The sequence below is a fragment of the Glycomyces harbinensis genome (assembly GCF_900101745.1).
Classification (GTDB): Bacteria; Actinomycetota; Actinomycetes; order Mycobacteriales; family Micromonosporaceae; genus Glycomyces; species Glycomyces harbinensis.
In genome coordinates this window covers 1-26,454 of the sequence record NZ_FNAD01000023.1, presented here as the reverse complement: position 1 = coordinate 26,454, position 26,454 = coordinate 1, and the positions used below count along the sequence as shown (strand labels likewise).

Sequence of the window (26,454 nt, the reverse complement as noted above, 5' to 3'; positions counted from 1 at the left end):
TCCGCGAATCCGCCCGTTCCGCGCCGCTGCGGGCGTGCGCGGCAGCGTCGCCGCGGACATGGCGGAGCGGATCGGTTTCACAACCCGGATGCGTCCATTTGCCCGCCCAAGGCATGATGAGGTCATGAGTGAACAGCAATCAGGTGCGGGCTATCCGCAGCAGCCCACTTCCGGCCAGCCCCAGCAGGCCTATCCCCAGGCTTACGCCTCCCCGCAGGCGCAGTACCAGGCTCAGCAGCAGTACGCGGCCTACGCCCCGCCGGCCCCGTCGCTGTTCGACAAGCTCGGCGTCCCGTCCATGCCCGCGATCCTCGGCCTCTCGGGCCTGGGCGCGCTGGCCCTGTCCGGTCTCATCACCGGCACCAGCGACGGCACCGACCTCCAGGGCGACGTGGCGGGGAACCTGTACGGCTTCCCGTCGGTCCTGACGGCCGTCATCGTCGTGTTCGCGTTGGCGCTGTTCACCGGTGAGAAGCTGCGGTCGCTGTGGAAGGCCCTCACGGTCGCCGGCGCCGGCGTCTTCCTCGCGACGTTCCTGTACGAGCTCCTGTCGCTGCCCGACGGGAACTCGGCCTCGGACGCCTCGGCCTGGATCGGCGCGCTCCTGCTCCTGGGCGCCTACGCGCTGTTCGTCGCGGGCGCGCTCCTGGTTCCCGGCACGGCCGTAGCCGCGCCTCCGGCCGCGCCGGCCTACCCGACCGGGCAGCAGCCCGCGGTGCAGCCGCAGGCCCCGCAGGCGCCCCAGACGCAGCAGAACCAGTGGCCGCAGGCGCCCCAGCCGCCGCAGCAGTAACGCGTCACGGACAGCCGAAGCGGCGGCGGGACCTGATGGTCCCGCCGCCGCTTCGTCGTGCTCATGGTGGATATCGTGTCCGCGCCGATATCCGAAGTCTTTGCTCCAGAGAGCCGCGTCCGCGGTGCGCCCCTCGGCTGGCCGAGGCGGGAGCGGTTGCGGAAACGGGGGTCGCCGAGGCGCCGTCGCGGGCGCCTGTTCGCACTGGATATGGAGATCGCGGGTATCGGTGGGCGGGCCCGCCGTTCCGGCTCACGGTCGCTGGCCGCTGGGGCCGCGCTCGACGCCTTGTGGGCGTCGCCGTGCGTCGGTTAACTGCTTCTTCGGCGGGAGCCAGTCATCTTCACGGAGGTCGTCTTCGTCTCCGTCGTACCGATCGTCGGCATAAGCATCGTATGGATCCGGCTCCTCTTCAGGAGGTTCGGGCTCGATGTCCACGACGTCCTCACGACCGCCCCCGAGCTCGCGTTCAAGCGCGCGCAGGTCGGTGTTCGGAGCATGGTACTTGAGCTTCCGGGCCACTTTGGTCTGCTTTGCCTTAGCTCGGCCGCGCCCCATATGGCTCGACCCCCTCGCACAGAAATCATCGGGGCAGCCGTTAAGGCGCCCCGGAATGCTTGCAATCTCTTCGTGGGTCCTACGGTACAACCTCGTGGCGCCCGACTGCATCCCGGCCCATGAGTTGGATGCCACAGATTACCGGCGATGACCACCAGACGGGGACGAACAACCGTCCGAATGGTGAAAGTCGTTCTCACCATATGGAGTCGCGGGGCCACATGGTGCGCCTCCCGGCATGCGGGACCCGGTCTCCCCGAGGGATTCCCGCAGGGGGACCGGGCCTGCGGCGCTAGCGGAACACGCGCAGCCGCTGGAGGCGGCCGACGGCCGCCATGCGCTCCTCGGCCAGCGCGTCCGCCGCCGCGACCGGGGTCGTGCCCTCGCCCTTGGCGCGCTCCAGGATCCGCGCGGTGGTGTCGAAGATCCCCGCGGTGCGCCGCTCGGCGCGCTTGAAGTCGAAGGCGCCGTCGTACTCGTCGGCGACCTGGATGACCCCGCCGGAGTTCACCACGTAGTCGGGGCAGTAGAGGATCCCGGCGCGGTCGAGCTCGTCGGCGACGCCCGGCTCGGCCAGCTGGTTGTTCGCGGCGCCGCAGACGATCTCGGCGTCGAGGGTCTTGAGCGAGCGCTCGCTCAGGGCGCCGCCGAGGGCGCAGGGGGCGTAGACGTGGATGCCGGAGGCGATGAGCTCCTCGGCGTCGGCGACGAGGCGCACCTGCGGGAAGTGCTCGGCCGCCCAACTGGTCGCCGCGGGGTTCACGTCGCAGGCGACGATCTCGGCGCCGGCCTCGACCAGGTGGGGGATGAGGTGGCGCCCGACCTTCCCGAGCCCGGCCACGCCGACGGTCCGGCCGCGGAGGTCGACCGCGCCCCAGCGGTGCTGGGCGGCGGCGCGCATCGCCTGGAACACGCCGAAGGCGGTGAGGATCGAGGAGTCGCCGGCGCCGCCGGCCTCGGGGCTGCGCCCGCTCACGTGGCGGGTCTCGCGGGCGATGTGGTCCATGTCCTCGACGTACGTGCCGACGTCGCAGGCGGTCACGTAGCGGCCGTGCAGCGACTCGACGAAGCGGCCGTAGGCGCGCAGGAGCGCCTCGCTCTTGTCGACGGCCGGGTCGCCCCAGATGACGGCCTTGCCGCCGCCGTGGTCGAGTCCCGCGATCGCGTTCTTGTAGGCCATGCCCTCCGACAGGTGCAGCACGTCGGTGAGGGCCTCCTCTTCGGAGGCGTAGGGGTAGAAGCGGGTGCCGCCCAGCGCCGGGCCGAGCGCGGTGGAGTAGATCGCGATGATCGCCCGCAGGCCCGACTCGGGGTCGTGGCAGAACACGACCTGCTCGTGGCCGCTGGCGTCGAAGATGCTCATGGCTTGGTCTCCAGTTCTTCTTCAGGGATCGGACCCTGGGGCGCGGTGCGCCGCCGGGCCTTCCCGAGGGGGCGGCCGGGTCTCGGCCGACTCGACTCTCGTAGCGCGGGTATGCCTACGCCCCCAGCATATGACTATGGAAGTATCTGCCTCGTGTACGCACCGAACGCGTCCTATCTGCGCGTCTACGAGCCCGCGGGCGCCTTCGTCGACGCCGACTACTGGCGCGCGTACGCCGCTTCGGGACGCGCGGTCGACCCCCTGGAGGGCCCGCGCCTGCGCCGCGAGGCGCTGTACGAGCGCATCGGCTGGCCGTGGCGGAGCGTGCCGCCGTTCGGCCGCGACGCGTACGTCATCGACCGCGGGCGCGAGGCCGATCCTCTCGTATGCCCGTGGAACCTCCGCTACCGGATCGCCGCCTCCGCGCTGGAGGTGAAGCGCCTGACCCCCGAGGCGGTGGCCGAGGCGCTGTTCCCGCCCGAGTTCCTGGCGTCGGCGGCCGAGGTGGTCGCGCTCGACGACGGCGCCGACCGCCACGAGGCCCCCGCGGACGCGCACGAGCACGTCGCGTCCTGGTCGGTGCCGCTGCGCTGGTTCGCGTGCGTGCGGGCCGAAGACCGCGAACTGGTGATCCAGCCCGGCCACGCGCAGCTGCGGTACCGGACGCCGATCAGTAAGTCCCGTACCGGCCTCGCTGTCGCGCGCAATCTGGTGCGGGCCGAGTTCGGCGACGGTGCGGAGCTGGGCGAGGCCCTGTCGGAGACCGGGCAGTGGCTCGACGGGTTCCACCGCGACTCGGTGGTCGAGCTCGACTACGGGGGCCTGGTGTCCCGGATGAAGCCCGACGAGCTCCGCGACGAGGACTCGGTCGACCTGACCTGGCAGGCCCTGGACCACCTGGGGGCCTCGGAGCCGGAGGAGGCGCAGGACTGTTATGCGCGCCTTGTCGACCGATGGCGTGATCGTCGTCTCGCCGAACGCCTGAACTGAGTTCGGGTCGGGCGCCGCCGCAAGCCCGCTGCCAGCGTGTTCGCTTGTGGACTGATCACTCGGCTGAGTGAACCGAGCGGAAAGTCCAAGCAAAATCGGCCGTTCGGCCTATGTCGGACATCTACGACAGGCCGGACGATTGCAGAAGGAACGAATCAAGGCTCGGCGCCGGTGATTCGCAGCCCGTCTGTGGAGGAGAAGAACGATGACGACAGAGCTGAACCTTCCGGTGGAATCCGAGGCCCTGCTAACCCCGTCCGAAGTCGCCGCGATGTTCCGCGTCGACCCCAAGACCGTCACCCGTTGGGCGAAGGCCGGGAAGATCTCGGCGATCCGGACCCTCGGCGGCCACCGCCGCTACCGCGAGTCCGAGATCCGTTCGCTCATCAACGGCGAGATCCCGGCGCAGCGCGTCGCCGCGGAGTAGCACCCGTCGCGGAGACGCCACCGACCAGGCATCGCCGTAGCAATGAATGAGAGCGCCGCCGCCGCGCCAGTGCGCGGAGGCGACGCGAGGAACCGAGGCCGGACCACCCTTCCGGCCATACCGCCCCATCGAAGCCGCGGACGTCGGCGCCGCGGAAAGCGATAGACGAGGAAGCGGGCCCTCCCTCAGGGCCCGCGCCCCCGAACGCCGACACAACCCCCCTCGACACCCGGCAACACCCGACACCGAAGGCCCGCTGGAAAGCGGGCCTTTCTCATGTCCGTCGCGGGTCCGGGGATTGTCGGACCCGTGTGTCAGGGTTTTGACCGGGGGCCCTGCGCTCAGCGGTTCGCTTCGCGCTGCCCGAAATCCCTTTCGCGTCCTGTTCGAACCCGGCGTTGTCGTACTCCCATGTCAGGGTTTTGACTGGGGGCCCATCGATCCACGACCCGCATCGCGCTGCCCGAAAACCCGCCCACAACCGGACATTACCGATGCGTTGCCGGACAACACGTGCCACGCTTGAAGCGTGTCGCGCAGGATGAGCCTCGCCGTGGCCACCGCCGTCGCCGCGGTGGTCCTGATATTCGCCCTCGGGGTGCCCTTGCTCAACAAGGCCGTCTCCCCCACCGTCGACGTCGGCGGCGACACCTTCGCCCTCGAAGGCGTCACCGTCACCGCCCCCGACGAGGTCCGCATGCGCCCCGGCTACTACCAGCCCCAGAGCGGCAGGGCCGAGTTCCTCGTCGGCGACGCGGAAGTCGACATCGCCGTCGCCGGGCCGTACGACTTCGACGCCGAGTACCTGGCCGACGAGATGGCGCGCCTCCTCGAGGTCCAGCCCGGCGTCCAGCTCACCGAGCCGCGCGACTGCGACGCCGACGGCGTCGAGGGCGCGGGCCGCAGCTTCGTCACCGAGACCGGCGCCGGCTTCGCGTGCGCGTTCGTCCACGAGGAGATCCGCGCCGAGGTCACCGCCGCCGGCGCCTCGCTGGACTCGGACACTGTGGACAGGATCGACGCGCTCATCGCCCAGCTGTCGTTCGGCGCCGCCTGATGCGACCCGACCCCGCCTCCCCCGCCCAGTGGACGGCCGTGCTGCTCATCGGCGCGGCCGCGATCCTGCTGCTGTACAACACCCTCCCGGTCGCGCTGGCCTACCCGCGGGCCGGGACGACCGCGCTCGCGCTGTTCTCGCTCTTCGCCGTCCCGTTCTGGATCATGCGCCGGCGACTCGCCGACTGGCTCACGCTCCCGGTCGGGGCGCTCGCGCTCGGCCTGGCCTGGGGCGCGACCGTGTCGGTGATGACCTCCCTGTTCGGGTCGCGGGCCCTCCACGGGCTCCTCGCGACCGTGTGGGGGCCCGCCTGGGCCGAGCGCTGGGCGCCGGTACTGGCCGCGCCGGTGGTCGAGGAGGTCGTCAAGGCGGCCGGGGTGGTCCTCGTGATCGCCATCGCCTGGGGACGCGTCCACGGCGTGCTCGACGGGATCGTGCTGGGCGCGTTCTGCGGCGTGGGGTTCCAGATCGTGGAGGGCTACGCCTTCGCGATGTCGAGCACGGTGCTGAACCGGGCCGGGGACGTGGTCGAGCCGGTGATCGCGGTGTTCATCGTGCGCGGCGTGCTGGCCGGGCTGTGGAGCCATGCGATCTTCACGGCGATCGTGGGCGCGGGCGTCGCCTATGCGGCGACGCGGAGGACGCGCCGCTCGGTGTGGGTCGCCGCCGGCTCGCTGGCCGCGGTGATCGTCTTGCACGCGGTGTGGAACTCCCCGCTCCTGCGCGACGGCCTCGGGTTGGGCGCGCTGGCGGTGCTCGCGGGGGTGATGGTGAAGGGCCTGCCCGCGGTGCTCATCGTGTGGTGGCTGGTCCGCTGGGCCAAACGCGAGGAATCGCCGGTGATGCGGAGCCTGGAGACGGCCTGACGGGCCGGGGTGCCTCGCTGGGGGTGCGGAGAGCAGCGCGATGCGGGTCGCGGATCGATGGGCCCCCAGTCAAAACCCTGACATGGGAGTACGACAACGCCGGGTTCGAACAGGACGCGAAAGGGATTTCGGGCAGCGCGAAGCGAACCGCTGAGCGCAGGGCCCCCGGTCAAAACCCTGACACACGGGTCCGACAAATCCCGGACCCGCGACGGACATGAGAAAGGCCCGCTTTCCAGCGGGCCTTCGGGAGGTTCGGGGGGTGACGCGTAGCAATGCCGCCCGGGTCTGAGCGCGCGGTACCCCAGCGGCATTGCTGTTGCTCGATCGCGGCCGTCGCTCAAGGCGTCCGCTCCCGCACGACCCGCTTGACGTGCGTCCGGTCCGCGGTCGACGCGACGGTAGTTGGCGCGAGCCGCGTCGTCGTGTTCCTGGCCGGCCGCTCGGGGGCGGCCCTGCGGTAGGCGATTCGACCCTGGCACCGGTGTGAGCCGGACTCTCTGGTCCGTACGGTGCCTCACTTGGTGACGAGCGAGGTTGGACCCAGGGTCGCCGATCTGAGAATCGGCGCCGATCGAGCATCATGAAGTTCTCTCAATTCAGACGCTACCAGCGGTCAGTGGGTTTGTCACTGACTCGGGAGTTCGAATCGTCCCGCTTCGTCGGTGCCGATCAGACCCTCGGCGATGAGCTGCGAGACGGCCTCGTCGAGCATCCGCGCGTCCGGCCACACCGCGTCGATCCGGTCCCGCCCGACCGGCCCTTCGGCCTCCCTGAGCAGGGCCATCACCTCGCCGCGCACATGCCGGTTGGTGCCCTTGTACTTCTGGCGCTTGCGGCTGGGCCCGGCGGGGACCTCCTGGCCGGAGAACCCGCACGCGTCGCTCACCGGGCAGGCGCCGCATTCGGGCTTGCGCGCGGTGCACACCAGCGCGCCCAGTTCCATGAGCGCCAGGGACACTCGCGCGGCGGTCGGCGCGTCAGGCGGCAGGAGCGATTCGGCGTCGGCCAGGTCGGTCCTGGTGGTGGCGGTGCCGGCGTCGCTCCGCCCGCCGAAGCGGGCCACGACGCGCCGGACGTTCGTGTCCACGACCGCATGGCGGCCGCCGTAGTGGAAGACCGCGATCGCGGCGGCCGTGTAGACGCCGATGCCGGGCAGGCGTTCGAGTTCGGCGGGGTCGGAGGGGACCACGCCGCCGTGCTCGGTCGCGACGATCCGCGCGCACTCCTGGAGTCGCAGGGCGCGGCGCGGGTAGCCCATGCGGCCCCATTCGCGCAGGACGTCGGCGGTGGGGGCGTCGGCGAGGTCGGCCGGTGCGGGCCAGCGGGCCATCCAGGCCTCCCAGACGGGCGCGACTCGGGCGACCTGGGTCTGCTGGCTCATGACCTCGGAGACGAGTACGCCCCAGGCGGTGGTGCCCGGGCGGCGCCAGGGCAGTTCGGTGCGGTTGTAGGCGTCGAACCAGGGGAGGAGCCGTTCGGCGAGCAGATCGGGAGAGGGAAGGGCCTCAGGGGTTTCGACGGCGCGCATGCCTCCCATTGTCGGCGCGGGGTCCGACATTCGGCCGGGAGGGTCCCGGGGTGTGCGGTCGGCACCGGCGGGCGCTGACGGAGCGCGAACGCTTGAGGAATTGTTTTCGGGCAGCGCGATGCGGGTCGCGGATCGATGGGCCCCCAGTCAAAACCCTGACATGCGAGTACGACAGCGCCGGGTTCGAACAGGACGCGAAAGGGATTTCGGGCAGCGCGAAGCGAACCGCTGAGCGCAGGGCCCCCGGTCAAAACCCTGACACACGGGTCCGACAACTCCCGGAGCGGCGACGGATGCGAGGAGCGCCCGTGTTCGGACGGGCCTTTGGATTGCGGGTTTGCGTGGACCTCGGGGTGGTGGTCGCGTGTAATTCCGCTGGTGCGGCGTTCGGTTGCGTTAGCGTCCCGGCGTGCAGGGTTTCAAGGGCAAGTTCGTGAAGGGCTCGGAGCCGGAGTCGGTCTACTGGAAGCGGCGGGGGATCGTGGCCGGGGCGGTGGTCGCGCTCGTGCTTCTGGTCGTCTTGGGCCTCAGCGTGTTCGGCGGCGGCGATGATCAACAGGGCACCGAGGCGGACGCCTCTCCCGGGGAGTGGCGGGCGCCCTCGCAGTCGAGCACCGTGCAGCGCCCCTACATTCCCGAGTCGCCCACCGCCGAGCCTTCCGAGGCCGAGAGCTCGACCGCCCCGGCGGTCGTCGCCTGCTCGGCCGAGGACCTCATGCTCCAGGTGGTCGCCGCCTTCAGCGAGGTCCGTTCGGGTTCGGAGGTCCCGGTCAGCGTCCTGGTCGCCAGCGGTGCCGACACCGAGTGCACGGCCGATCTGAGCGAGGTCGCCGTCGAGCTCGCCTCGGGCGCCGACGTCGTCTACTCCACCGCGCACTGCGAGACCGCGCAGGGTGAGGAGGTCGCGTTGAGCGACGGCCAGGGCCAGACGGTCGAGTTCACCGTCGACGGCCTGGCCTCCGAGGAGGGCTGCCGCGGCGCCCGCCGCGAACTGCCCGCCGGCGACTACGAGCTGCGCGCCCGCCTGGGCGAGGCCGTCTCGGCGTCGGCGACCCTCAAACTGACGTAGGGCCCGTCTTACAGGTAGCGGTCGAGGATCGAGACCTCGGCGAGGCGCGTGAGCGACTCGCGGATGCTCTGGGCCCGGCCCGGGCCGACGCCGTCCACGTCCTGAAGTTCCTCCACGGTGACGCCGAGCAGCTCGGGGAGCGCCCCGAAGTGGCCCACGACCCGCTCGATCACGGCCTCGGGGAGCCGCGGCACCTTGGCGAGCATCCGGTACCCGCGCGGGCTGACGCGCCGGTCCAGTACGTCCGTCGAGTTCGGGTAGCCCAGGGACCGGGCGACCGCGATGAGGTCGAGCAGTTCGGGCGAGCTCATCTCGTCGACGGTGTTCAGCGCCTTCGGGTAGTCGGCGTCGTCGGGCAGGTAGTCGCGCACGATCAGTTCGCGGTCGGCGTCGACCCCGGCCATGAGCTCGTCGAGCTGGAGCGCCAGGAGCCGCCCGTCCGTGCCGAGCTCGATCACGTGCCCTTCGACCTCGTCGGCGATGTGGCGGGCCATCTCCAGGCGCTGGAGGACGGTCACCGCGTCCCGCACGGTGACGAGGTCTTCGATCTCCAGGCTCGACAGGCTCCCGGCGACCTCGTCGAGGCGCTGCTTGTAGCGCTCGAGGGTCGCCAGGGCCTGGTTGGCGCGGGAGAGGATCTGCGTGGACGGCTCCAGCAGGTGGTGGATGTCGCCCATGTACAGGCCGATGGTGTGCATCGACTGGCTGACCGAGATCACGGGGTAGCCGGTCTGGATCGCGACGCGCTCGGCGGTGCGGTGGCGGGTGCCGGACTCGTTGGAGAAGATCGAGGGATCGGGCATGAGGTGGACGCCGGCGCGGACGATCCGCGAGCCGTCGGTGGTCAGCACCACCGCGCCGTCCATCTTGCACAGTTCGCGCAGGCGCGTGGCGGAGAACTCGATGTCGAGTTCGAACCCGCCGGTGCAGAGGTCTTCGACCAGGCTGTTGCAGCCGACCACGATGAGGGCGCCGGTGCGGCCCCGCAGGATGCGCTCCAGGCCGTCGCGCAGCGCGGTGCCGGGCGCCATGGTGGCCAGTGTCGCTCGCAGGCCCTCGTCCGGTTTCGACACCACGGGTACCCCCAATGCTGGATGGTCCGCCGGCCTTGCCCGCCGGGCGGTGGATGCGACCTCGCGCCAGGGGCTTGGGCGCCGGGTCGCCTCCAGTGTACGGATCGACCGCGGAAGGCAGGGGGCGGCATTTGGGGCAAGCCGCGCATCCCGGTCGGTGAGACCGAGGTCATGCGGCGCGCGACGTGCTGAGCACGGGCGCGACCGGCCCGGTTTCGCCCGCCGCGAACACGAGCGGCCGGTGCGGCGCGCGGCCGGTCAGAGCCGGTCGACGACCTGCACGTGGCCGGGCGCGTACGAGGCCAGGCGGGCCAGGAGCTGCTGCGGCTCGGGAGCGAAGTCCTTGCAGCGCACCGCGAGGTCGAACCCGGCGACCAGGCCCTCGGTGGCCCGGTTGGCCTCGCGCAGGACCGACCGGCCGATGAACCCGGGCCGGTCGGAGCCGCCGCGCCCCAGGTAGACGTCGGCGGCGAACAGCAGGTACGAGGTGCCGCGGCGGCGGGAGCCGACGTGGATCGCGGCCAGCTCCTCGACGTTGCTCCAGGGGATGAGGAGGTTCTTGCCGAAGCTGGGGCGCACGCGCAGGCCGAAGTGGTTGACCGTGAGCCTCGGCGGGCGCACGAGCGGGACGAGGAAGCAGGTCGCGCCGAGGAGCGCCATGATCGTGAAGAAACCGGGCAGGGCGGCGACCGGGTTGGGCTCGCCGGAGTCGAGGGTGCCCGGCTCGGTGTGGACGAGGCCGATGAGCGCGGCGATCACGGCGGCGCACGCGAGCGAGTAGAGCGCGAGCGAGGAGATCCGACGGGTGGGTGAACTGCGCTCGACGACAACCCATTCCGAGCTCCTGCGCACGGCTCACCTCCGACACGCAACTGTAGTCAGCTCCGTCGAATCGCGCCACGCCCCGAACCGGCCGCGAGGCGGCGGCCGATGCCGCTCGCTGCGGGGCTCCCGGCCGGCGGGCACCCCGAACACGTCTCGCGGCGCTGGGAAAGGGCCCCCGGTTTCCAGGATGCCCGAGGGGTCCGACAAAACGGGTGGGCCTCGACCGGATTCGGGCACCGCGATAACCCGCTGCGCCACTGGGAAAGGGCCCCCGAATCTCAACCGTGCCTCAAGGGTCCGACAGAACGCGGTTCGCTGTGGCCCGCGGCACAATTAGCCTCCGATTGTTGCGGGGTTGCGGGGTTGCGGGGTTGCGGGGTTGCGGGGCCGGTCAGTTCGCGGTGCGCAGCCAGACCGCCGCGTCCGGCGGGAGTTCGGCCCGGCCCGCCGCCGACACGTCCAGTTCCGCGCTGGCCACCAGCGGGGTGCCCTCGGGCAGCTCGACCCCGTGGCCGGTCAGGTTCACCACGCACGCGAAGCCCGGGTCCCGCTCGAAGGCGAGCACGCCCTCCTCGCTCTCCAACCAGCGCATCCCGCCGTCGCCCAGCGCCTCCTCGTCCCGCCTGACGCGCAGCGCGAGCCGGTACAGCGACAGCATCGAGTCCGGGTCGCCCAGCTGCCTCGCCGCCGTCAGCTCCCGCCACTCCGCGGGCTGGGGCAGCCACGCGCCGTCCCCGCCGAACTCGAACGGCGGCGCCTCGCCGCCCCACGGCAGCGGCACCCGGCACCCGTCCCGGCCCAGGTCCAGTCCGCCCGTGCGGCGGAACACCGGGTCCTGCCGCGCCTCCTCGGGCAGGTCGAAGACCTCCGGCAGCCCCAGTTCGTCGCCCTGGTACACGTACACGCCGCCCGGCAGCGCCATGCTCAGCAGCGCCGCCGCCCGCGCCCGCCGCGTGCCCAGTTCGAGGTCGGACGGCAGGTGGTGCAGCCGGTTCACGAACTCGGTGTCCTCCCTCCCGTACCGGGTCGCGTGGCGCGTCACGTCGTGGTTGGACAGCACCCACGTGGGCGGCGCGGACACCGTCGCGTGGGTGGCGAGGGTCCGGTCGATGACCGCGCGGAGCGCCCCGGCGTCCCACGCGCACTTGAGGAACGCGAAGTTGAACGCGGTGTGCAGTTCGTCCGGGCGCAGGTAGCGGGCGAACCGGTCGGGGTCGTCGAGCCAGATCTCGCCGACGAAGCACCGGTCGCCTCCGTACGAGTCGAGCACCCGCCGCCAGTCGCGGTAGATCTCGTGCACCTCGGGGCGGTCCTTGTCGGCGGCGGGCTTGCCGTCGGCGAAGGACGGCAGCCCCACGTGCTCGTCCGGCTTGTCCGGCAGGCCCTCCTGCTTGACGAGTCTGGCGGCCACGTCGATGCGGAAGCCGTCCACGCCCCGCTCCAGCCAGAACCGCAGGATCGACACGAACTCGGCCCGCACTTCGGGGTGGTCCCAGTTCAGGTCGGGCTGAGAGGCGTCGAACAGGTGCAGGTACCACTGGCCGTCGTCCACTTGGGACCATGCGGGGCCGCCGAAGCGGGACTGCCAGTTGTTGGGCCAGTTGCGGAAGTGGAACCGTTCACGCTCGGGCGAGCCCGCTCCGGCCCGCAGGGCGGCTCGGAACCAGGCGTGCCGGTCGGAGGTGTGGTTGGGGACGATGTCGATGATGACCTTCAAGCCGTGCCGGTGCGCTTCTCCGATGAGGCGCTCGGCGTCCTGGAGGGTGCCGAAGGACGGGTCGATCGCCCGGTAGTCGGCCACGTCGTAGCCGCCGTCGGCCATCGGGGAGGCGTACCAGGGGCTGAGCCACAGGGCGTCCACGCCGAGGTCGCGCAGGTAGGGCAGGCGCGATTCGAGCCCGGCGAGGTCACCGACCCCGTCGCCGTCGCCGTCCGCGAAACTGCGCAGGTACACCTGGTAGATCGCCGCGTCCCGCCACCAGGTCATGGTGCCTCCCAATCGATCGTGCGCCCTTCGAGTCTCGACCGCTCGGCCGCGAACGCCATCCGGTGGCTGTCCAAAGAGGCCTCGAGGCTGGTGCTCGCGCCGTGCTCGTCGGGCGAGGAGAGAGCGGTAATGAACGCGTCCACCAGGGCCTCGTCGCCGCCCGAGTGCCCCCGGTGGTCGGGTTCGCCGCTCGCGTCCACGGGCCCTGAGTACAGCTCGACCACCTGGTGGCCCATCGGCGGGCGCTCGAAACGCCGCCGCACCTGCGCCTCGGGCGGCACCGGTAGGACCGCGGTGGGCGAGAACAGGTCCACTTCGAGGACGCCGGTCCGCAGGTTCCCCGCGATCTCCCCCGCGGTGCCCGTCAGCCGCACCGTGCGCGTGTTCTGCCCGGTGAACGCCGACGTCGAGAGCGTCGCGGTGAGGCCGCCGGGGAAGGCGACGACGGTCTGCTGGTGGTCGACGACGTCGTTGTCGGAGTGGAACACGCACCGCCCGTACGGGCCGTGTCGCAGCGCCTCCGTCCGGCCCTCGGGCGTCAGGTCGTCGCCGAGCAGCGCGACCGGCCAGCCGTCCGTGTCCGCGAGGGCCTCGACGTAGTAGCGCGGCGCGTAGAACGGGCACGAGTCGGCCGCCGGGCACCCGTCCAGGCAGTGGTCCGGGGCGCCCTCGGGGGCGTGCTCGGGCCGGAAGTACCGCAGTGAGCCCGCGCTCGCCACCGAGGCGGGGGCTTCGCCGGCGAACCAGCGGATCACGTCGAGGTCGTGGCAGGTCTTGGCGAGGACCATCGGGCTGGAGGAGGCGAGGTTGCGCCAGTTTCCCCGCACGTAGGAGTGCGCGTAGTGCCAGAACCCGATGTTCTCCTCGGCGCGGATGGTCACGAGCCGGCCGATCACACCGGAGTCCACGATGGACCTGATGGTGCGCCAGAACGGCTGGTACCGCATCACGTGGCTGACCCATATGCGGGCCTTGGTCTCCCGAGCGGCCGCCGCCAGGGCCTCTAGGGCCTCGGGGGTGGTCGCGGCGGGCTTCTCCAGCAGGATCGGCAGCCCGGTCCCGACCGCCGCCAGCGCGGCGTCGAGGTGGAGGCGGTCGGGCAGCGCGATCACGAAGGCGTCCAGGCCGATCGCGTCGGCGTCGGCGACGAGGTCGCGCCAGTCGGGGTAGCGGCGGTCGGCGGGAACGCCAGCGGCGTCGGCGAGCCGGTCCCCGCGGTGGGCCATGGGGTCGGCGACCGCGGCGACGGCGGCCCGGTCGGGGCGCTCGATCGCCCACCGCCCGTACGTGTCGGAGCCGCGCGCCCCGGCTCCCAGGATGCCCAGTCGGATCACCATGCGCCTCAACCTTTCTCCGCGCCCGACGTCAGGCCCGTGACGAGCAGCCGTTGCGCCAGGAAGAATCCGGCGACCACCGGGACGGTGATCGCGATCGACCCGGCCATGAGGACCGTGGTCGGCACCGAGAACTCGGTGAGCTGTGCGATGCCGAGCGAGACGGTCCAGCGGTCGCGGTCGGCGACGAGGAACAGGAGCGCGAACAGGTACTCGTTCCAGGCGATCATGAACACGTACAGGGCGGTCGCGGCCACGCCGGGGAGCGCGAGGGGGAGGACGACGCGGCGGATGAGCGCGAGGCGCCCGCATCCGTCGATCATCGCCGCTTCCTCCACTGAGGACGGTACGGCGACAAGGTAGGTGCGCAGCATGTAGAGCGCGACCGGGACGGTCTGGGCGACGTAGACGAAGACGAGGCCGGCCAGGCTCCCGGTGAGCCCGATGCGGCTGAGCAGCACGAAGAGCGGCACGGCCAGCACGATGCCGGGGAGGAGGTAGACGCCGAGGAAGACGACGTTGACGGTGTCGCGGCCGAAGAAGCGCAGGCGCACGGCGGCGTAGGCGCCGAGGACGCTGAGCACGATCGCGAGCGCGGCGGTGGCGAGGGCGACCTGGAGGGAGTTCCACATGTTGCCGCCGAGCCCGTACTCGGCCATGGCGGTGGGGTAGGCGTCGAAGGTGAGCTCGTCGGCCGAGGGGAGGAGGTCGAGCGGTTCGGAGACGACGGACTGGAACGGGCGCAGCGAGAGCAGGAAGCCGTAGATCAGCGGCCCTGCGGTGACGATCACCGCGACGGTGATCACGATCCAGCGCAGGACGCCGAGGACCCGGTCCTCGGTGCTGCGGCGGGTGCGGGTTCGGGCGCTCATGAGGGCCTCCGCGCGGGTTCCGGGCAGCGCGAAGCGGATCGCGGATCGACGGGCCCCCGGTCAAAACCCTGACATAGGGGTACGACAGTTCGGGGCCGGGCTGGAATGCGTGTTGCTCTCATGCCTTCTCCCGTTTGATCATCCAGGCGTAGACCGCGACCACGAGGACGAGCATGCCGGTCATCAGGAGGCCGGTGGCGCTGGCGGTGCCGATGTTCGCTCGCACGACGAGTTCGGAGTAGACGCGCACCGCGAGGACCTCGGTGCCTCCGGCTCCGCCGGTGAGGAGGTAGATGTCGTTGAAGTTCTGGAAGGACCACAGGAACCGCAGGACCGCCAGCAGCGCCATCACCCCGGCCAGTTGCGGCAGCAAGAGGTGCCAGAACACCCTGGTCCTGCCCGCGCCGTCGATCTCGGCCGCCTCCTCGATGTCGGCCGGCGCCACTTGGAGTCTCGCCGTGATGAACAGGAACGCGAGCGGGAAGGTCTTCCACACCTCGAACGCGATCACGCACAGCAGCGCCACCGGTATCTCGAACGGCCCCAGGTCGCGGCTCGTCGTGGTCAGGAACGCGATCGGCTCCGCCCACCCCAGCCACTCGACGCCGACGGCGTTCACCAGGCCGTACCCCGGGTTCAGGAGGGTCTTCCAGATCGTCGTCGCCGCCACCACCGGCAGGATGTACGGCACCAGCACCAGCGCGCGGATCAGGCCCCGGCCCCTGAACGGCGACCGCAGCGCCATGGCCACCGCGAGCCCGACCAGGACCGCGCCCGCCGAGGACGCGCCCGCGTAGACGACGGTGGTGCCCGCCGCCGACCAGAACCGGGACGAGCCCCACACCGTCGCGAGGTTGTCCCCGGTGAACTCCAGCTCGTCGAGGTACAGGCGTGGGATGTCGACCAGGCGCACGTCGAGGAACGCGAACAGCACGACCGCCAGAAACGGCAGCACTGCGAACGCGAGCACCACGAGCACGGTGGGGCCCACCAGGAGGCGCCCTTCGAGATCCTCGCGGCGCGACATGGTCAGCGGCTTGCGGCGGCCGGACGAGACGGCTCGGGCGGCGGGCACGCCGACAGTCCTGCGGGGCGTCGGGAAAGGGCCCCCGGTTGCAACCGTGCCACCGGGGTCCGACACCGGCCCCGGGCCGGTGTTCGAAACGGGAGTGCCCCCGGCGGCGGCAGTGCCCTCGGTCGAAGCGGGGAAGCCTCCGGCGACAGCGTCCTCGGTCGAGTCTGGCGGCGGCCCCTTGGCGGGCCGGGCGCCTTCCTCCGGATCCTCTTCGGGCACCGCCATCAGCCCAGGTCCTGTTGCGCCGCCTCGACCACCGCCGCCATCGAAGCGGCCACCTCCGACGGGTCGGCGCCGTCGAACAGCGCCTCCGCCTCGGTCGCCAGCAGCGTCTGCGAGAACACGATCCCGGCCAGTTCGGCGTCGCCCGAGCCCCACCCCCAGCGGGTGAACTCCTCCGCCCCGGCCGCGAGCCGGTCCACCAGTTCGGGTCCGTAGACCTCCCCGATCGACACGTCCTGCGCCTCGTCGTTGCCGAACCGCAGCTCGGCCCACGCGTCGAGGTACTCCGTCGAGCCCGCCTCCGGGCCGGGCCGCACCGGGATGCGCCCCTCGGTCGCGGACGCGAGATTGTCCACATAGCCGTCCGAGAGCATGAACTCGATGAACGCCTTGGCGTCCTCGGTGTTCGCGCCCGCCGGGATCCCGTAGTTCGTGGTCTGCCCGTACTCGACGGGCGACTCGCCTCCGGTCCCGGTGAACGTGGTCAGGTACGCCGTGTTCTCGGCCAGGAACCGCGGATCGTCGGCGCATTCGGTGCAGGTCACCGGGTTGTCCACGTCGAGCCCGGCCACCTCGTCGACGATGTGCGAGGAGAACAGGACCATTGCCGCCGACCCCGACAGGTACGCCGCCCGCGCCGCCTCGACGTCCACTTGCGCCGGACCCGCGGCGGCGACGAGGCGCTGGTAGTGCGCGAGGCCGTCCACGCATTCGGGCGCGTCGATGGTCACCTCGCCGTCGGTCGCGAGCTCGCACCCGAACGGCAGCAGCATCGACTCGATGCCCTCCTGCGTGTAGACGTCGCCCGGAGTCGTGCCGATCGCTATGCCCGCCAACCCGTCGGAGTCCAGCGCCTCGGCGGCGGCCGCGATGTCGGCCACCGACTCGGGCGCCTCCAGCCCGGCGTCCGCGAACAGGTCGGTGCGGTAGGCGATGGTGTGCCCCCACCCGTCCGAGGGCACGGCGTGGAGCGATCCGTCCACGGTGACCATGTCGAGCGCGCCCCGGCTGAACGTGTCCTCGCCGAGCGCGTCCACGACCTCCTGCGGCGCCTCGTCGTCGAGCAGGCCCTGCGAGGCCCACGCGGCCGTGGAGGACGGATTGTGCGCGATGACGTCGGGGACCTCGCCCGAGGCCGCGGCGGTGACGAGGGTCTGCCCGGCCTGGTCCGGCTCGAGCGGGACCATCTCGACCTCGATGCCCGTGGCCTCGGTGAACGCGTCGATCACCGGCTGCTGCAAGGCGATGCGCTCGGGAGTCGTGTACGGCGTCCAGAAGACGATCGAACCGTCGCCTTCCTCGGATTCCTCTGGGCTGCACGCGGATACGGCGAGCAGCAGCATCGAGGCCGCTACGCAGGTCGTCATTGTCCTCATAGCCGCTCCTAAGGGGCGAATCGGCGCGAACAGCGTCCAACCCGCACTATAGCGGCCTTGTGTGGTCGAACGGTACCCCTGCGTCGCGACGAACTCCCCTCAAGTCCCGACCGGGACCGTCGGCCCGGCCGACGCCGGCCCCTGAGGACGCCCGCGCCTAGGACTCGGTCGTGTCGAGGAGGCGGATCTGGTCGGGCCGCAGTGCGACCTGCGCGGTCTGGTCGCCTTCGAGGCCGGTGAACTCGACTATGACGTCGGACGTGTCGGAGGGCGTGTCGACGACGGTGCCGACGAGGCCCGCCCGCAGGCCCGACTCCTCCACGGGCTCGAGCAGTTCGACGCTGTCGTTGAAGGTGAACGGCTCCGGTGCGGCCTCGGGCCGGGCGAGCGGCAGGATCTGGGGGCGCGGCTCCCGGCCCCGATCGCACCAGGCGCGCGTGTTCCTGTGCGCCAGAAAGAAGAGCAGGAATCCGTTCAGGCCGATGAGTCCGGAGTAGACCGTTGCGTCGCCGCCCTCGGCCGTCGTGCGCATGGCCTCGAAGAGCGCGAGGGCGAGCACGACGACGCACCCCGCGATACCGGTGGCGCGGGCCCAGCGCCGGCGCCGCGCGACGCCCACCGCGATCGACGCGTTGAACCCGGCGGCGGCCAGGAGGAGGCCGCCGAACGCCGGCGACAACGCACGCAGGTTGAAACCGGAGGTCAGGCACATGAGGGCCAGCAGGCACAGGAAGACGACCGCGAGGATCGCCGATCCCGGCATGCGGGGCAGATGCGGATCGGTGGAGCGGTTCACGGCAGTCCTCCTGGGGCAGGGGTCGGGGGCTATGCGGGCCGACCGGTCTTCGCGCGGGAGACCGGACCGGGCGGCTGGCACCCAGTAGTAGCGCTGACCGGCCGGGAGGGGTCCCGGGGGACCGCATCGCCGGTGCCCTACCGTCTTGGCGGTGATGGAATCCCATGATGTGCTGTCCCTGCTCGCCGCGATCCGCGGAGCGGGCCTCGAGGTGTGGATCGGCGGCGGCTGGGGCATCGACGCCCTCCTCGGCGAGCAGACCCGGCCCCACCGCGACCTCGACCTGATGCACCGCGAAGAGCAGGAGGAGCGCCTGCTTTCGGTGCTCGGCGGACTCGGATACGCCGAGACGCTCGACTGGCGGCCCGTACGGTTCGTCCTAACCGAGCCGGCCGGCCTCGACATCGACCTGCATCCGCTGCGCTTCAACGCGGACGGCTCCGCCGTGCAGTCCTCACTGGAGGACGGCAGGCCGTTCCGGTACCCCGCGGACTGCTTCACGACCGGGCTGATCGAGGGCGAGCCGGTCCCGTGCCTGTCGGTCGCGCAGCAGATCGAGTTCCACCAGGGCTACGAGCCGGCCGAGCGCGACCTGGAGGACATGCGCCGCCTGCGCGAGGCGTTCGGCGTCGCGACCCACTTCTGAGCGGGCGGCCCGTGCCCGAAGGGTGATCCGTTCAGGACGGAAACATGACGGTCGCCGCGAATCTGAAGGCCATGCACCCCAACGGTGCCGACGCCGACCCGAGGAGCGCGACCATGTACGCCCCGTACCCTCCGCCCCCGCAGCCCCGCCCCCCGCGCCCGCCCTGGCACGCGAACCTCCACGTGACCCTGCCGATCAGCATGATCGCCGTCGTGGCGGCGATCTGCGCCGCGACCATGGTGATCGTCTACGCCGGCGAGGCCCGCACCGGCACCCTCGGCATCGACGCCGCGGCGGTCTTCGAGGACGCCGAAGCCGTCGACCTCGCCTTCACCTACCGCGCCGCGGACGGCACCGAGTCCACCGGCCACTTCACCATCACCGCCGACGGCTACGCGACCGGCACCGTCGCCGACACCTACGCGGGCACCGCGACCGTCCACACCACCCCCGAGGGCTCCGCGGTCCGGGGCGACGAGGACTGGTGGTCCCGGCGCGCCCCCTCCCAGGCCGGCATGGTGAAGGACCAGTGGGTCCGGCCCGACGACGGGACGGCGCTGCCGATCGACCTCGCCGCGGAGTTCAACCCGACCGCGCTCGCCGAGTTCATCCGCGACATCGGCGACCACGGGAGCGTGGACCCCGATCTGACCGCCTACCAAGGCGTCCCGGCCGTCGCGGTCACCTGGGAGGGCTGGACGCTCGTGCGCACCAGCACCCTGCCGGCCGAGGTCCTGTCGCTCTCCGGTCCGATCAGCGCCGACCTCTTCCAGACCGCCGCCGCACCGCACTCGACGGTGGAGGCCGCACCGGCGGTGTGGGACGGCGGCGACGTGGCCGCCGGGCACGCCCAGAACGGCGGCGGGGTCGGCGTCCTCGACGCACGGCCCGTCCCCGCGCCTCCCGGGGCCGCGACCGCCGTCGAAGAGCAGACCACGAAGACCCTGAACGGCCAGGACCCCGCGGCGGACGCCGACGCGCCGAGCGCCCCGGCCGAGGTCGAACCGCTGCCGACGGTGGAGGACTTCCTCGCGTCCTTCCCGGAGTTCTCCGCCGGCATCAACGCGCCGTACTGCACCACGCCGACCTGCTCGGTGTCGGCGACCGTCACCAACAGCGGCACCGGGCCCGGGACCGCGGAGGTCACCACCAGCGTGATCCCCGGACTCAGCCCCGTCACCGAGACGCTCGGCCCCATCGCTCCCGGCGGTTCGGCGACCACCTCGACCAAGACCATCCCCAACCCGGCCCCGACGCCCTCGCCCGGCCAGACCACGACCGGGACCGCCCAGGTCCTCGTCCAGATCTACTCGCGCGAGATCGGCGGGACCAGCCCCGACCGCTACAACTCGCTGGTGAACAAGCTCGGCGGACCGGCCAAGCAGCCCGCGCTCGACCGGCTTTTGGCGCCGCTCGCCGAGGCGGCCAAGGACATCGCGGTCGAGGCCATGCACGACATGCTCGACGCCGACGTGCCGGTCGAGGACACCCTCGACGCGATGGACCAGGCCACCCAGGCCGACCCGGCCCGCGGCGAATACGCCGACACGCCGCTCCTGCGCCGCCTCGCCGACGCCGGGGACCGGTTCACGTCGTGGGCGTCGGTCGCCCAGCAGCTCAACGACATCGACGCGGTCGACCTCCCCGCCTACCTGCCGGGCCTGGAGACCGCCCTGCAGGAGCTGGCCGACCCCGCCGCCCCCACGGTCTCCCTGACCTACGTACCGGGCGACGCCGAAGCCCCGATGGACGCGGTGGTCGTCAGCGAGTACCCGACTCCGGAAGAGCTGCGCTGCACCGGGATCACCACGGTCCCCAACGGCGACCTGGCCGCCGGGATCGACCGCGCGACCGGGAATGCCGCCGCGGCGGCCGAAGGATGCACCGTCCATGTGCGCCTGGTCGTGCCCGAATCGATCCCCGACCTATGGACGGCCGGGTCACCCGAGCTGGAGACGCTGCTCGCGCCGGTCGCATCCAGCGTCTGCGAAGGCGGAGGCTCCGGCTTCGACCACCTCACGATCGTCAACGGCGCGGGCCACTACGAATGGCCGCTCGCGTCGCTATGCGCCATGCTCGCACCGCCTACCGAGCAGCAGATCATCGAGCGGCTCAACGGGTTGGGGCTATCGGAGGCGGCCGTCGAGGAGCTGGCCGCCGCGAACATCGTCACGGTCGATGCGGAGCACCAGATCACCGCCGTCAACTGGCGCGACCCCGAACGAGACTGCACCCCGACCTACACCAACGGCGGCGCCGAACCGGCGACGGCGAGCGCCCCCGGCTACGCGGACGGGCCGAAGGCCGTGTTCGCCGGCGCCTACCTGTGCAGGCCGCTGCCGGACGGAAGCAAGGCGGGCAATCTGACGCTGTGGAACTGGCCCCTGGACGGGGACGAGGTCGAGGTCGAGAACTGGTTGGCCGCGAAGCACAACGACTTCGCGATCTTCCACCGCTGCCATTTGATCGCGAAAGAGCTCGGAGGCAGCGGCACGGATGTCGGCAACCTGGTGACCTGCTTCTGGAGGACCAACCAGATGATGAAGAACGAGTTCGAATTCCCCACAAGGGCGCGCGTGAGGGCAGGTGAGCACATCATCTACCTGTCCGTACCCCAGTACAACGGTTCGGACGGGGAACTCAGCGGCATCCGGATCGTCGCGATCGGGAACCAAGGGCACTTCCGCGACCGCTGCTACACGAATGAGTTCCACGACCCGACCTCCGTTCCCGACGGCGCGTGCTGATCCGGCCGCGACCGAGCGACCGCTGGCGCACGACGGAAGGGGCCCGCCATCGGCGGGCCCCTTCCGTTCACTGCTTCTCGTCCGCTTGCGCCCCTAGATCATCGGGTGGCGGATGATGTTCTCCTCGCGGCCCGGGCCCACGCCGACGACGCTCACCTGGGCGCCGCACAGCTCCTCGAGCCGCTCGATGTACGTCTGGGCGTTCTGCGGCAGCTCGTCGAACTTGCGGCAGTGGGAGATGTCCTCGAACCAGCCGTCGTGGTACTCGTACACCGGCTTCGCATGGTGCACATCGGTCTGGGTCATCGGCATCTCCTCGACCCGCTGGCCGTCGACCTCGTACGCCACGCAGATCGGGACCCGCTCCAGCTCCGAGAGCACGTCGAGCTTGGTCACGAACAGGTCGGTGATCCCGTTGACGCGCACCGCGTACCGGCCCAGGACCGCGTCGAACCAGCCGCAGCGGCGGCGCCGGCCCGTGGTCACCCCGTACTCCCCGCCCTTCTTGAGCAGGAACTCGCCGAACTCGTCGAACAGCTCGGTCGGGAAGGGCCCCGAACCGACGCGGGTCGTGTACGCCTTGATGATGCCGATCGCGGTCGTGATCTTGTTCGGCGCGATGCCGGTGCCCACGCAGGCGCCGCCCGTGGTCGGGTTCGAGGAGGTCACGAACGGGTAGGTGCCGTGGTCCACGTCGAGCATGGTCGCCTGGGCGCCTTCGAGGAGCACGTTCTTGCCCTCGTCCAGGGCCCGGTTGAGCAGCAGGCGCGTGTCGGCGATGTACGGCTTGAGGCGCTCGGCGTAGCCCAGGTACTCCTCGACCACGGCCTCCGGGTCGATCGCCTTGCGGTTGTAGACCTTCACGAGGATCTGGTTCTTCTCGCGGAGGATCTGCTCCAGCTTGATGGAGAGGATCTTCGGGTCGAGCAGGTCCTGCACGCGGATGCCCTGGCGCGCCACCTTGTCGGCGTAGGCCGGGCCGATGCCGCGGCCGGTCGTGCCGATGCGGGCGCCGCCGAGGTAGCGCTCGACCACGCGGTCGAGGGCCCGGTGGTGGGGCATGATGAGGTGCGCGTCCGCCGAGAGCTTGAGGTTCGACACGTCGACGCCGCCGGTGACGAGCTCGTCGAGTTCCGAGATGAGGAACTTCGGGTCCACGACCACGCCGTTGGCGATGACCGGGACCACGCCCGGGGTCAGGATGCCCACCGGCACGAGGTGGATGGCGTACTTGGTGCCGTCGGGCGTCACGACCGTGTGGCCCGCGTTGTTGCCGCCCTGGTAGCGGACGACGTAGTCCATCTCGGCACCGAGCAGGTCGGTGACCTTGCCCTTGCCCTCGTCGCCCCACTGCGTTCCGACGACCGCGATCGCTGGCATCTGCCCATCCTCCCGGGAAGTTGATCACCCGATTACCTGGTAAGCCTACTTGCATTCATTTATCGCGGGTCTCAGCAGGGCTGAGCACTATGCGACGGACCGCAGTCACACCGTAAGGTGACGGCTGTGAACGTTGTCGTGCTGACACTCCTGGAAGCCAATTGCGCGAACCCGGGGCCGCGGACGCAGACGCTGCACCTGGTCGACGAACTCAAGTCGCGGGGCGCGGTCGTGCGGACCGTCGAAGCGTCCAAGGCCGAGGAGATCGACCCGGTGCTCGACGACCCCGACGAGCGCATCGTCCTCGCCGCGGACACCGACGAGCAGGTCAACGCCGTGGTCGCGCGCCTGATGCGCCGGACCCTCCCCGCGCCGAGCCAGCGTCCCGACGACCTGCCCGCCGGGCGCACCGTCGCCGACCTGCCCGCGCTCGCGGTGCTGCCGCTGAGCGCGGTGCCGGGGATCGTGCAGCGCCTCGGCCTGCCCGAGAAGCCCGCCGACGTGGCCGAGGCGGTCGCCTCGGGGCGCGTGAAGCGGACCGACCTGATGCGCCACGACGGCGGCGGCGTCGCCGTCGACGGCGTGCGCCTGGGCGGCGGCGACCGGCCGTGGCGCGGCGTGGTCAACCTCGACGACGTGGTGCTCGCCGACGGGAGCGAGCAGATCCTCGCGTGCGTGGTCGCGAACGCGGACGGGTACGCCGCGACCGACGACATGGTGCTCGCCGAGCCCGACCCCGCCGACGGGAAGATCGACGTCGCGGTCGCCGTGCCCGTCACCGTGGGGCGCCTGCGCAAGAAGCTGCGCATCGAGGTGCGCCGGGCCCGGGGCCGGGCCGTCGCGGTGCACCCCGAGGACTCGGTGACCTACATCCAGGACGGGCTCGTGGGCGAACTGGGCCGCAAGCGCACCTGGTGGGTCGAGCCGGGCGCGGCGGGCTGGTACACGGCCGCCCAGTGAGATCGGGAGTGTCCGGGCGTTTGCCTTCAAAACGGACATTCTGAGCACCCCTGACAACAACCCTGCCCTATGGGTGCGACAGTGCGCAGCCCGGTTGGGCAGTGCCGGGCACTGAGACCTCCACCACTTCGCGCAAGGGTGTGAAAAAGCTGGTCAATGGGGTTGATGCCGGAATGCGGTTGCCGTAGCCTGGAGGGCGCACCCGACCCTCTCCCCCCGCGAAGGAGCCCCCATGCCCGTCGTCTACGGCGCCGACTACAACCCCGAGCAGTGGCCCCGCGAGACCTGGGCCGAGGACATGCGGCTCATGCGCGAAGCGGGCGTCAACCGCGTCAGCGTCGGCATCTTCTCCTGGGCCAAGTTCGAACCCGAAGAGGGCCGCTACGACTTCGCGTGGTTCGACGAGGTCATGGACCTCCTCGCCGCCAACGGCATCGAAGCGTGCCTGGCCACCCCCACCTCCTCCCCGCCGCCGTGGTTCGCCGCGACCTACCCCGAGGCCGTCATGGTCGACTCGAGCGGGCGACAGCTCACCCACGGCTCCCGCCAGGGCTTCGACCCCTCCTCGGACGTGTACCTCGCCAAGGCGCTCGCGATCACCGAGCAGATCGCCCGCCGCTACGCCGAGCACCCCGCACTCGCCCTGTGGCACCTCCACAACGAGTACGGCTGCCACAACGCCCGCTCCTACACCGAGGCCGCGACCGCGAAGTTCCGCGTGTGGCTGCGCGAGCGCTACGGCGACCTCGACGGACTCAACGCCGCCTGGGGGACCGCGTTCTGGTCCCAGGCCTACTCCTCGTGGGACCAGGTGTTCGCCCCGCTCCCGACGCCGACGATCCCCAACCCCGGCCACGTGCTCGACTGGAAGCGCTACTCGTCCTGGCGCCTCAGGCAGAACTACCTCGCCGAGGCCGCCGTCGTCGGCAAGTACTCCGACAAGCCCATGACCACGAACTTCATGACCGGCTCGCACCCCGAGATCGACTTGTGGGAGTTCAGCGAGGTCGTCGACGTCGTCGCCACCGACCACTACCTGATCGGGCAGGACCCGCACGTCAACCTCGGCTTCGCCGCCGACTACGCCCGCTCGCTCGGCGCCGGGAAGCCGTGGATCCTCATGGAGCACTCCACCTCCGCCGTCAACTGGCAGGGCCGCAACCGCGCCAAGGCCCCCCGCGAACTGCTGCGCAACTCGTTCCAGCACTTCGCGCGCGGCGCCGACGCGATCATGTACTTCCAGTGGCGCGCCTCCCGCCAGGGCGCCGAGAAGTGGCACTCGGGGATGGTCCCGCACGCGGGCACCGACTCCAAGATCTGGCGCGAGGTCGTCGAACTCGGCGCCCGCCTCAAGGAGCTCGCCGAGGTCGAGGGCTCGCGCGTCGGCGCCGACACCGCGATCCTGTGGGACTTCCCGAACCGGTGGGCCCAGGAGCACGAGGCGCGCCCGACCACCGACCTGGACGCGCAGGCGGTCTTCGACACCTACTACGCCGCGCTGTGGCGCGCCGGCATCACCGCCGACGTGGCCGAACCCGAAGGGGACCTCTCCGGGTACAGGCTCGTGGTCGTCCCCGCGATCTATCTCATGTCCCGCAAGGGCGCCGAGAACCTGCGGCGGTTCGTCGACGGCGGCGGCACGGTCCTGGTGACCCCGTACTCCGGCATCGCCGACGAGACCGACACGGTCTACCTCGGCGGCTACCCCGGCGCGATCCGCGACGTCCTCGGCGTGCGCACCGAGGAGTTCTACCCGCTCATCGACACCACCGTCGCCCTCGCCTCGGGCGGGACCGGCACGATCTGGAGCGAGGCCGCCGAGAGCACCGGCGCCGACGTGCGCGACACCTATGCGGACGGGACCCCCGCCTGGCTCGTCAACCGCTTCGGCCAGGGCAAAGCGCACTACCTGACGACGTTCCCCGACGACGCCACGCTCGACCGGATCGTCGCCGCCGCGGCCGAGGACGCCGGGGTCGCCCCCGTCGCCGAAGCGCCCGCAGGCGTCGAGGTCGTGCGCCGCGCGCACGAGGACGGCCGCAGCTGGCTGTTCTGCATCAACCACACCGATGCCGACGCGAAGGTCAAGACCGACGGAGCCGTCGTCGACGTCCCCGCCGGGGAAGTCGTCGTCCACCGCGAGCACGCCTAGCTTGATTTTTAACCTTTGGTGCTGGTCAGGCACTCCCGCTTGAATACGAGCGAAGCCCTTGCTTGATGATTCTTGTTGCGACACAAAGAATCTCAACAGCAAGGGCTTCGTTTGTCTATTCTCCCTGAACCCGGCACCGGCGCGGGAGCCGGGGCGCTGCGGGACTTCCGGGCCGGATTCCATCAGTGCCTGACCGCCCGCTCGGATGCGCTGTTCGAGCTGACCGACGCGGTGCTGTGTAGCTCCGGGCCAGTGGTTTCGCTGCCGGGCTTGTCACTGACCGGGGTGTTCACCCGAGGGCACGGTGCACTCTACGACGCTCTGTCCGCGGGCCGGATCGACGCCGATCGGTTCC

At 71.1% G+C, this 26,454-nt stretch carries 22 protein-coding genes and 1 pseudogene; 11 read left to right on the top strand and 12 right to left on the bottom strand.

Annotated elements, in window-relative coordinates:
- The first annotated feature begins 124 nt into the window (after positions 1–124).
- Positions 125–793, top strand: coding sequence for a hypothetical protein (locus BLQ63_RS28655; RefSeq protein WP_091040393.1), 669 nt, complete (start codon positions 125–127; stop codon positions 791–793).
- A 252-nt stretch (positions 794–1,045) separates the two neighbouring features.
- Here BLQ63_RS28655 and BLQ63_RS25670 read toward each other — a convergent pair whose 3' ends face one another.
- Both BLQ63_RS25670 and BLQ63_RS25665 read right to left on the bottom strand, forming a co-directional pair.
- Positions 1,046–1,351, bottom strand: a complete 306-nt coding sequence (locus BLQ63_RS25670) for a DUF3073 domain-containing protein (protein ID WP_091040392.1) — start codon at positions 1,349–1,351, stop codon at positions 1,046–1,048.
- Between the two features lie 292 nt (positions 1,352–1,643).
- Positions 1,644–2,714 carry a Glu/Leu/Phe/Val dehydrogenase dimerization domain-containing protein gene (locus BLQ63_RS25665; RefSeq protein WP_091040391.1) on the bottom strand — a complete coding sequence of 357 codons (1,071 nt, stop codon included), beginning with the start codon at positions 2,712–2,714 and terminating at the stop codon, positions 1,644–1,646.
- A 153-nt stretch (positions 2,715–2,867) separates the two neighbouring features.
- On the opposite strand from BLQ63_RS25665, the gene BLQ63_RS25660 reads away from it, so the two are divergent.
- The 4 genes from BLQ63_RS25660 to BLQ63_RS25645 all read left to right on the top strand — a co-directional run bounded on the left by BLQ63_RS25660 (position 2,868) and on the right by BLQ63_RS25645 (position 6,054).
- Entirely contained in the window at positions 2,868–3,704 is an 837-nt protein-coding gene (locus tag BLQ63_RS25660) for a DUF8083 family protein (protein ID WP_091040390.1), read from the top strand.
- A 205-nt stretch (positions 3,705–3,909) separates the two neighbouring features.
- Positions 3,910–4,131 carry a BldC family transcriptional regulator gene (locus BLQ63_RS25655; protein ID WP_091040389.1) on the top strand — a complete coding sequence of 74 codons (222 nt, stop codon included), beginning with the start codon at positions 3,910–3,912 and terminating at the stop codon, positions 4,129–4,131.
- Between the two features lie 529 nt (positions 4,132–4,660).
- A complete protein-coding gene (locus tag BLQ63_RS25650; protein WP_143015095.1) occupies positions 4,661–5,188 on the top strand; it encodes a hypothetical protein in 528 nt (175 codons plus the stop codon).
- A complete protein-coding gene (locus BLQ63_RS25645) occupies positions 5,188–6,054 on the top strand; it encodes a PrsW family intramembrane metalloprotease (protein WP_091040387.1) in 867 nt (288 codons plus the stop codon). The genes BLQ63_RS25650 and BLQ63_RS25645 overlap by 1 nt, the downstream gene beginning before the upstream one ends.
- Before the next feature lie 628 nt (positions 6,055–6,682).
- Here BLQ63_RS25645 and BLQ63_RS25640 read toward each other — a convergent pair.
- On the bottom strand, positions 6,683–7,585 hold the full coding sequence (locus tag BLQ63_RS25640) for an HhH-GPD family protein (protein ID WP_245681093.1): 903 nt from the start codon (positions 7,583–7,585) through the stop codon (positions 6,683–6,685).
- 409 nt (positions 7,586–7,994) lie between these two features.
- Here BLQ63_RS25640 and BLQ63_RS25635 point away from each other — a divergent pair, with 409 nt between their 5' ends.
- A complete protein-coding gene (locus BLQ63_RS25635; RefSeq protein ID WP_091040385.1) occupies positions 7,995–8,654 on the top strand; it encodes a hypothetical protein in 660 nt (219 codons plus the stop codon).
- Positions 8,655–8,662: 8 nt separating this feature from the next.
- Here the strand turns inward: BLQ63_RS25635 and disA are convergent, their stop codons facing one another.
- The 8 genes from disA to BLQ63_RS25595 all read right to left on the bottom strand — a co-directional run bounded on the left by disA (position 8,663) and on the right by BLQ63_RS25595 (position 18,214).
- Positions 8,663–9,832 carry a DNA integrity scanning diadenylate cyclase DisA gene (disA, locus tag BLQ63_RS25630; protein WP_419774927.1) on the bottom strand — a complete coding sequence of 390 codons (1,170 nt, stop codon included), beginning with the start codon at positions 9,830–9,832 and terminating at the stop codon, positions 8,663–8,665.
- A gap of 153 nt (positions 9,833–9,985) precedes the next feature.
- Complete coding sequence (locus BLQ63_RS25625) at positions 9,986–10,579, bottom strand: hypothetical protein (RefSeq protein ID WP_091040384.1); 594 nt, start codon at positions 10,577–10,579, stop codon at positions 9,986–9,988.
- 364 nt (positions 10,580–10,943) lie between these two features.
- Positions 10,944–12,539 (bottom strand): glycoside hydrolase family 13 protein, encoded by a 1,596-nt coding sequence (locus BLQ63_RS25620; RefSeq protein WP_091040383.1) that lies wholly within the window; start codon positions 12,537–12,539, stop codon positions 10,944–10,946.
- A complete protein-coding gene (locus BLQ63_RS25615; protein ID WP_091040382.1) occupies positions 12,536–13,876 on the bottom strand; it encodes a Gfo/Idh/MocA family protein in 1,341 nt (446 codons plus the stop codon). Before BLQ63_RS25615 ends, BLQ63_RS25620 begins: the two co-directional genes overlap by 4 nt.
- 5 nt (positions 13,877–13,881) lie before the next feature.
- Positions 13,882–14,745, bottom strand: a complete 864-nt coding sequence (locus BLQ63_RS25610; RefSeq protein ID WP_091040381.1) for a carbohydrate ABC transporter permease — start codon at positions 14,743–14,745, stop codon at positions 13,882–13,884.
- Positions 14,746–14,863: 118 nt separating this feature from the next.
- Entirely contained in the window at positions 14,864–15,820 is a 957-nt protein-coding gene (locus BLQ63_RS25605; protein ID WP_218125506.1) for a carbohydrate ABC transporter permease, read from the bottom strand.
- 224 nt (positions 15,821–16,044) lie between these two features.
- A complete protein-coding gene (locus BLQ63_RS25600; RefSeq protein ID WP_091040380.1) occupies positions 16,045–17,418 on the bottom strand; it encodes an ABC transporter substrate-binding protein in 1,374 nt (457 codons plus the stop codon).
- A gap of 157 nt (positions 17,419–17,575) precedes the next feature.
- Entirely contained in the window at positions 17,576–18,214 is a 639-nt protein-coding gene (locus tag BLQ63_RS25595; protein ID WP_177155109.1) for a DUF4926 domain-containing protein, read from the bottom strand.
- 154 nt (positions 18,215–18,368) lie between these two features.
- Here BLQ63_RS25595 and BLQ63_RS25590 point away from each other — a divergent pair, with 154 nt between their 5' ends.
- Both BLQ63_RS25590 and BLQ63_RS25580 read left to right on the top strand, forming a co-directional pair.
- Positions 18,369–18,860 (top strand): nucleotidyltransferase domain-containing protein, encoded by a 492-nt coding sequence (locus BLQ63_RS25590; RefSeq protein WP_143015094.1) that lies wholly within the window; start codon positions 18,369–18,371, stop codon positions 18,858–18,860.
- A 44-nt stretch (positions 18,861–18,904) separates the two neighbouring features.
- Positions 18,905–21,607, top strand: coding sequence for a hypothetical protein (locus tag BLQ63_RS25580; RefSeq protein ID WP_143015093.1), 2,703 nt, complete (start codon positions 18,905–18,907; stop codon positions 21,605–21,607).
- 93 nt (positions 21,608–21,700) lie between these two features.
- Here BLQ63_RS25580 and BLQ63_RS25575 read toward each other — a convergent pair whose 3' ends face one another.
- Complete coding sequence (locus tag BLQ63_RS25575) at positions 21,701–22,987, bottom strand: adenylosuccinate synthase (protein ID WP_091040376.1); 1,287 nt, start codon at positions 22,985–22,987, stop codon at positions 21,701–21,703.
- Between the two features lie 126 nt (positions 22,988–23,113).
- Between BLQ63_RS25575 and BLQ63_RS25570 the strand changes: the two genes are divergently transcribed.
- The 3 genes and pseudogenes from BLQ63_RS25570 to BLQ63_RS28935 form a co-directional block, all read left to right on the top strand.
- Positions 23,114–23,947 carry a diacylglycerol kinase family protein gene (locus BLQ63_RS25570; protein ID WP_091040375.1) on the top strand — a complete coding sequence of 278 codons (834 nt, stop codon included), beginning with the start codon at positions 23,114–23,116 and terminating at the stop codon, positions 23,945–23,947.
- 232 nt (positions 23,948–24,179) lie between these two features.
- Positions 24,180–26,099, top strand: a complete 1,920-nt coding sequence (locus tag BLQ63_RS25565) for a beta-galactosidase (protein WP_091040374.1) — start codon at positions 24,180–24,182, stop codon at positions 26,097–26,099.
- Positions 26,100–26,210: 111 nt separating this feature from the next.
- A pseudogene (locus tag BLQ63_RS28935) lies at positions 26,211–26,454 on the top strand (NF041680 family putative transposase); the annotation flags it as partial.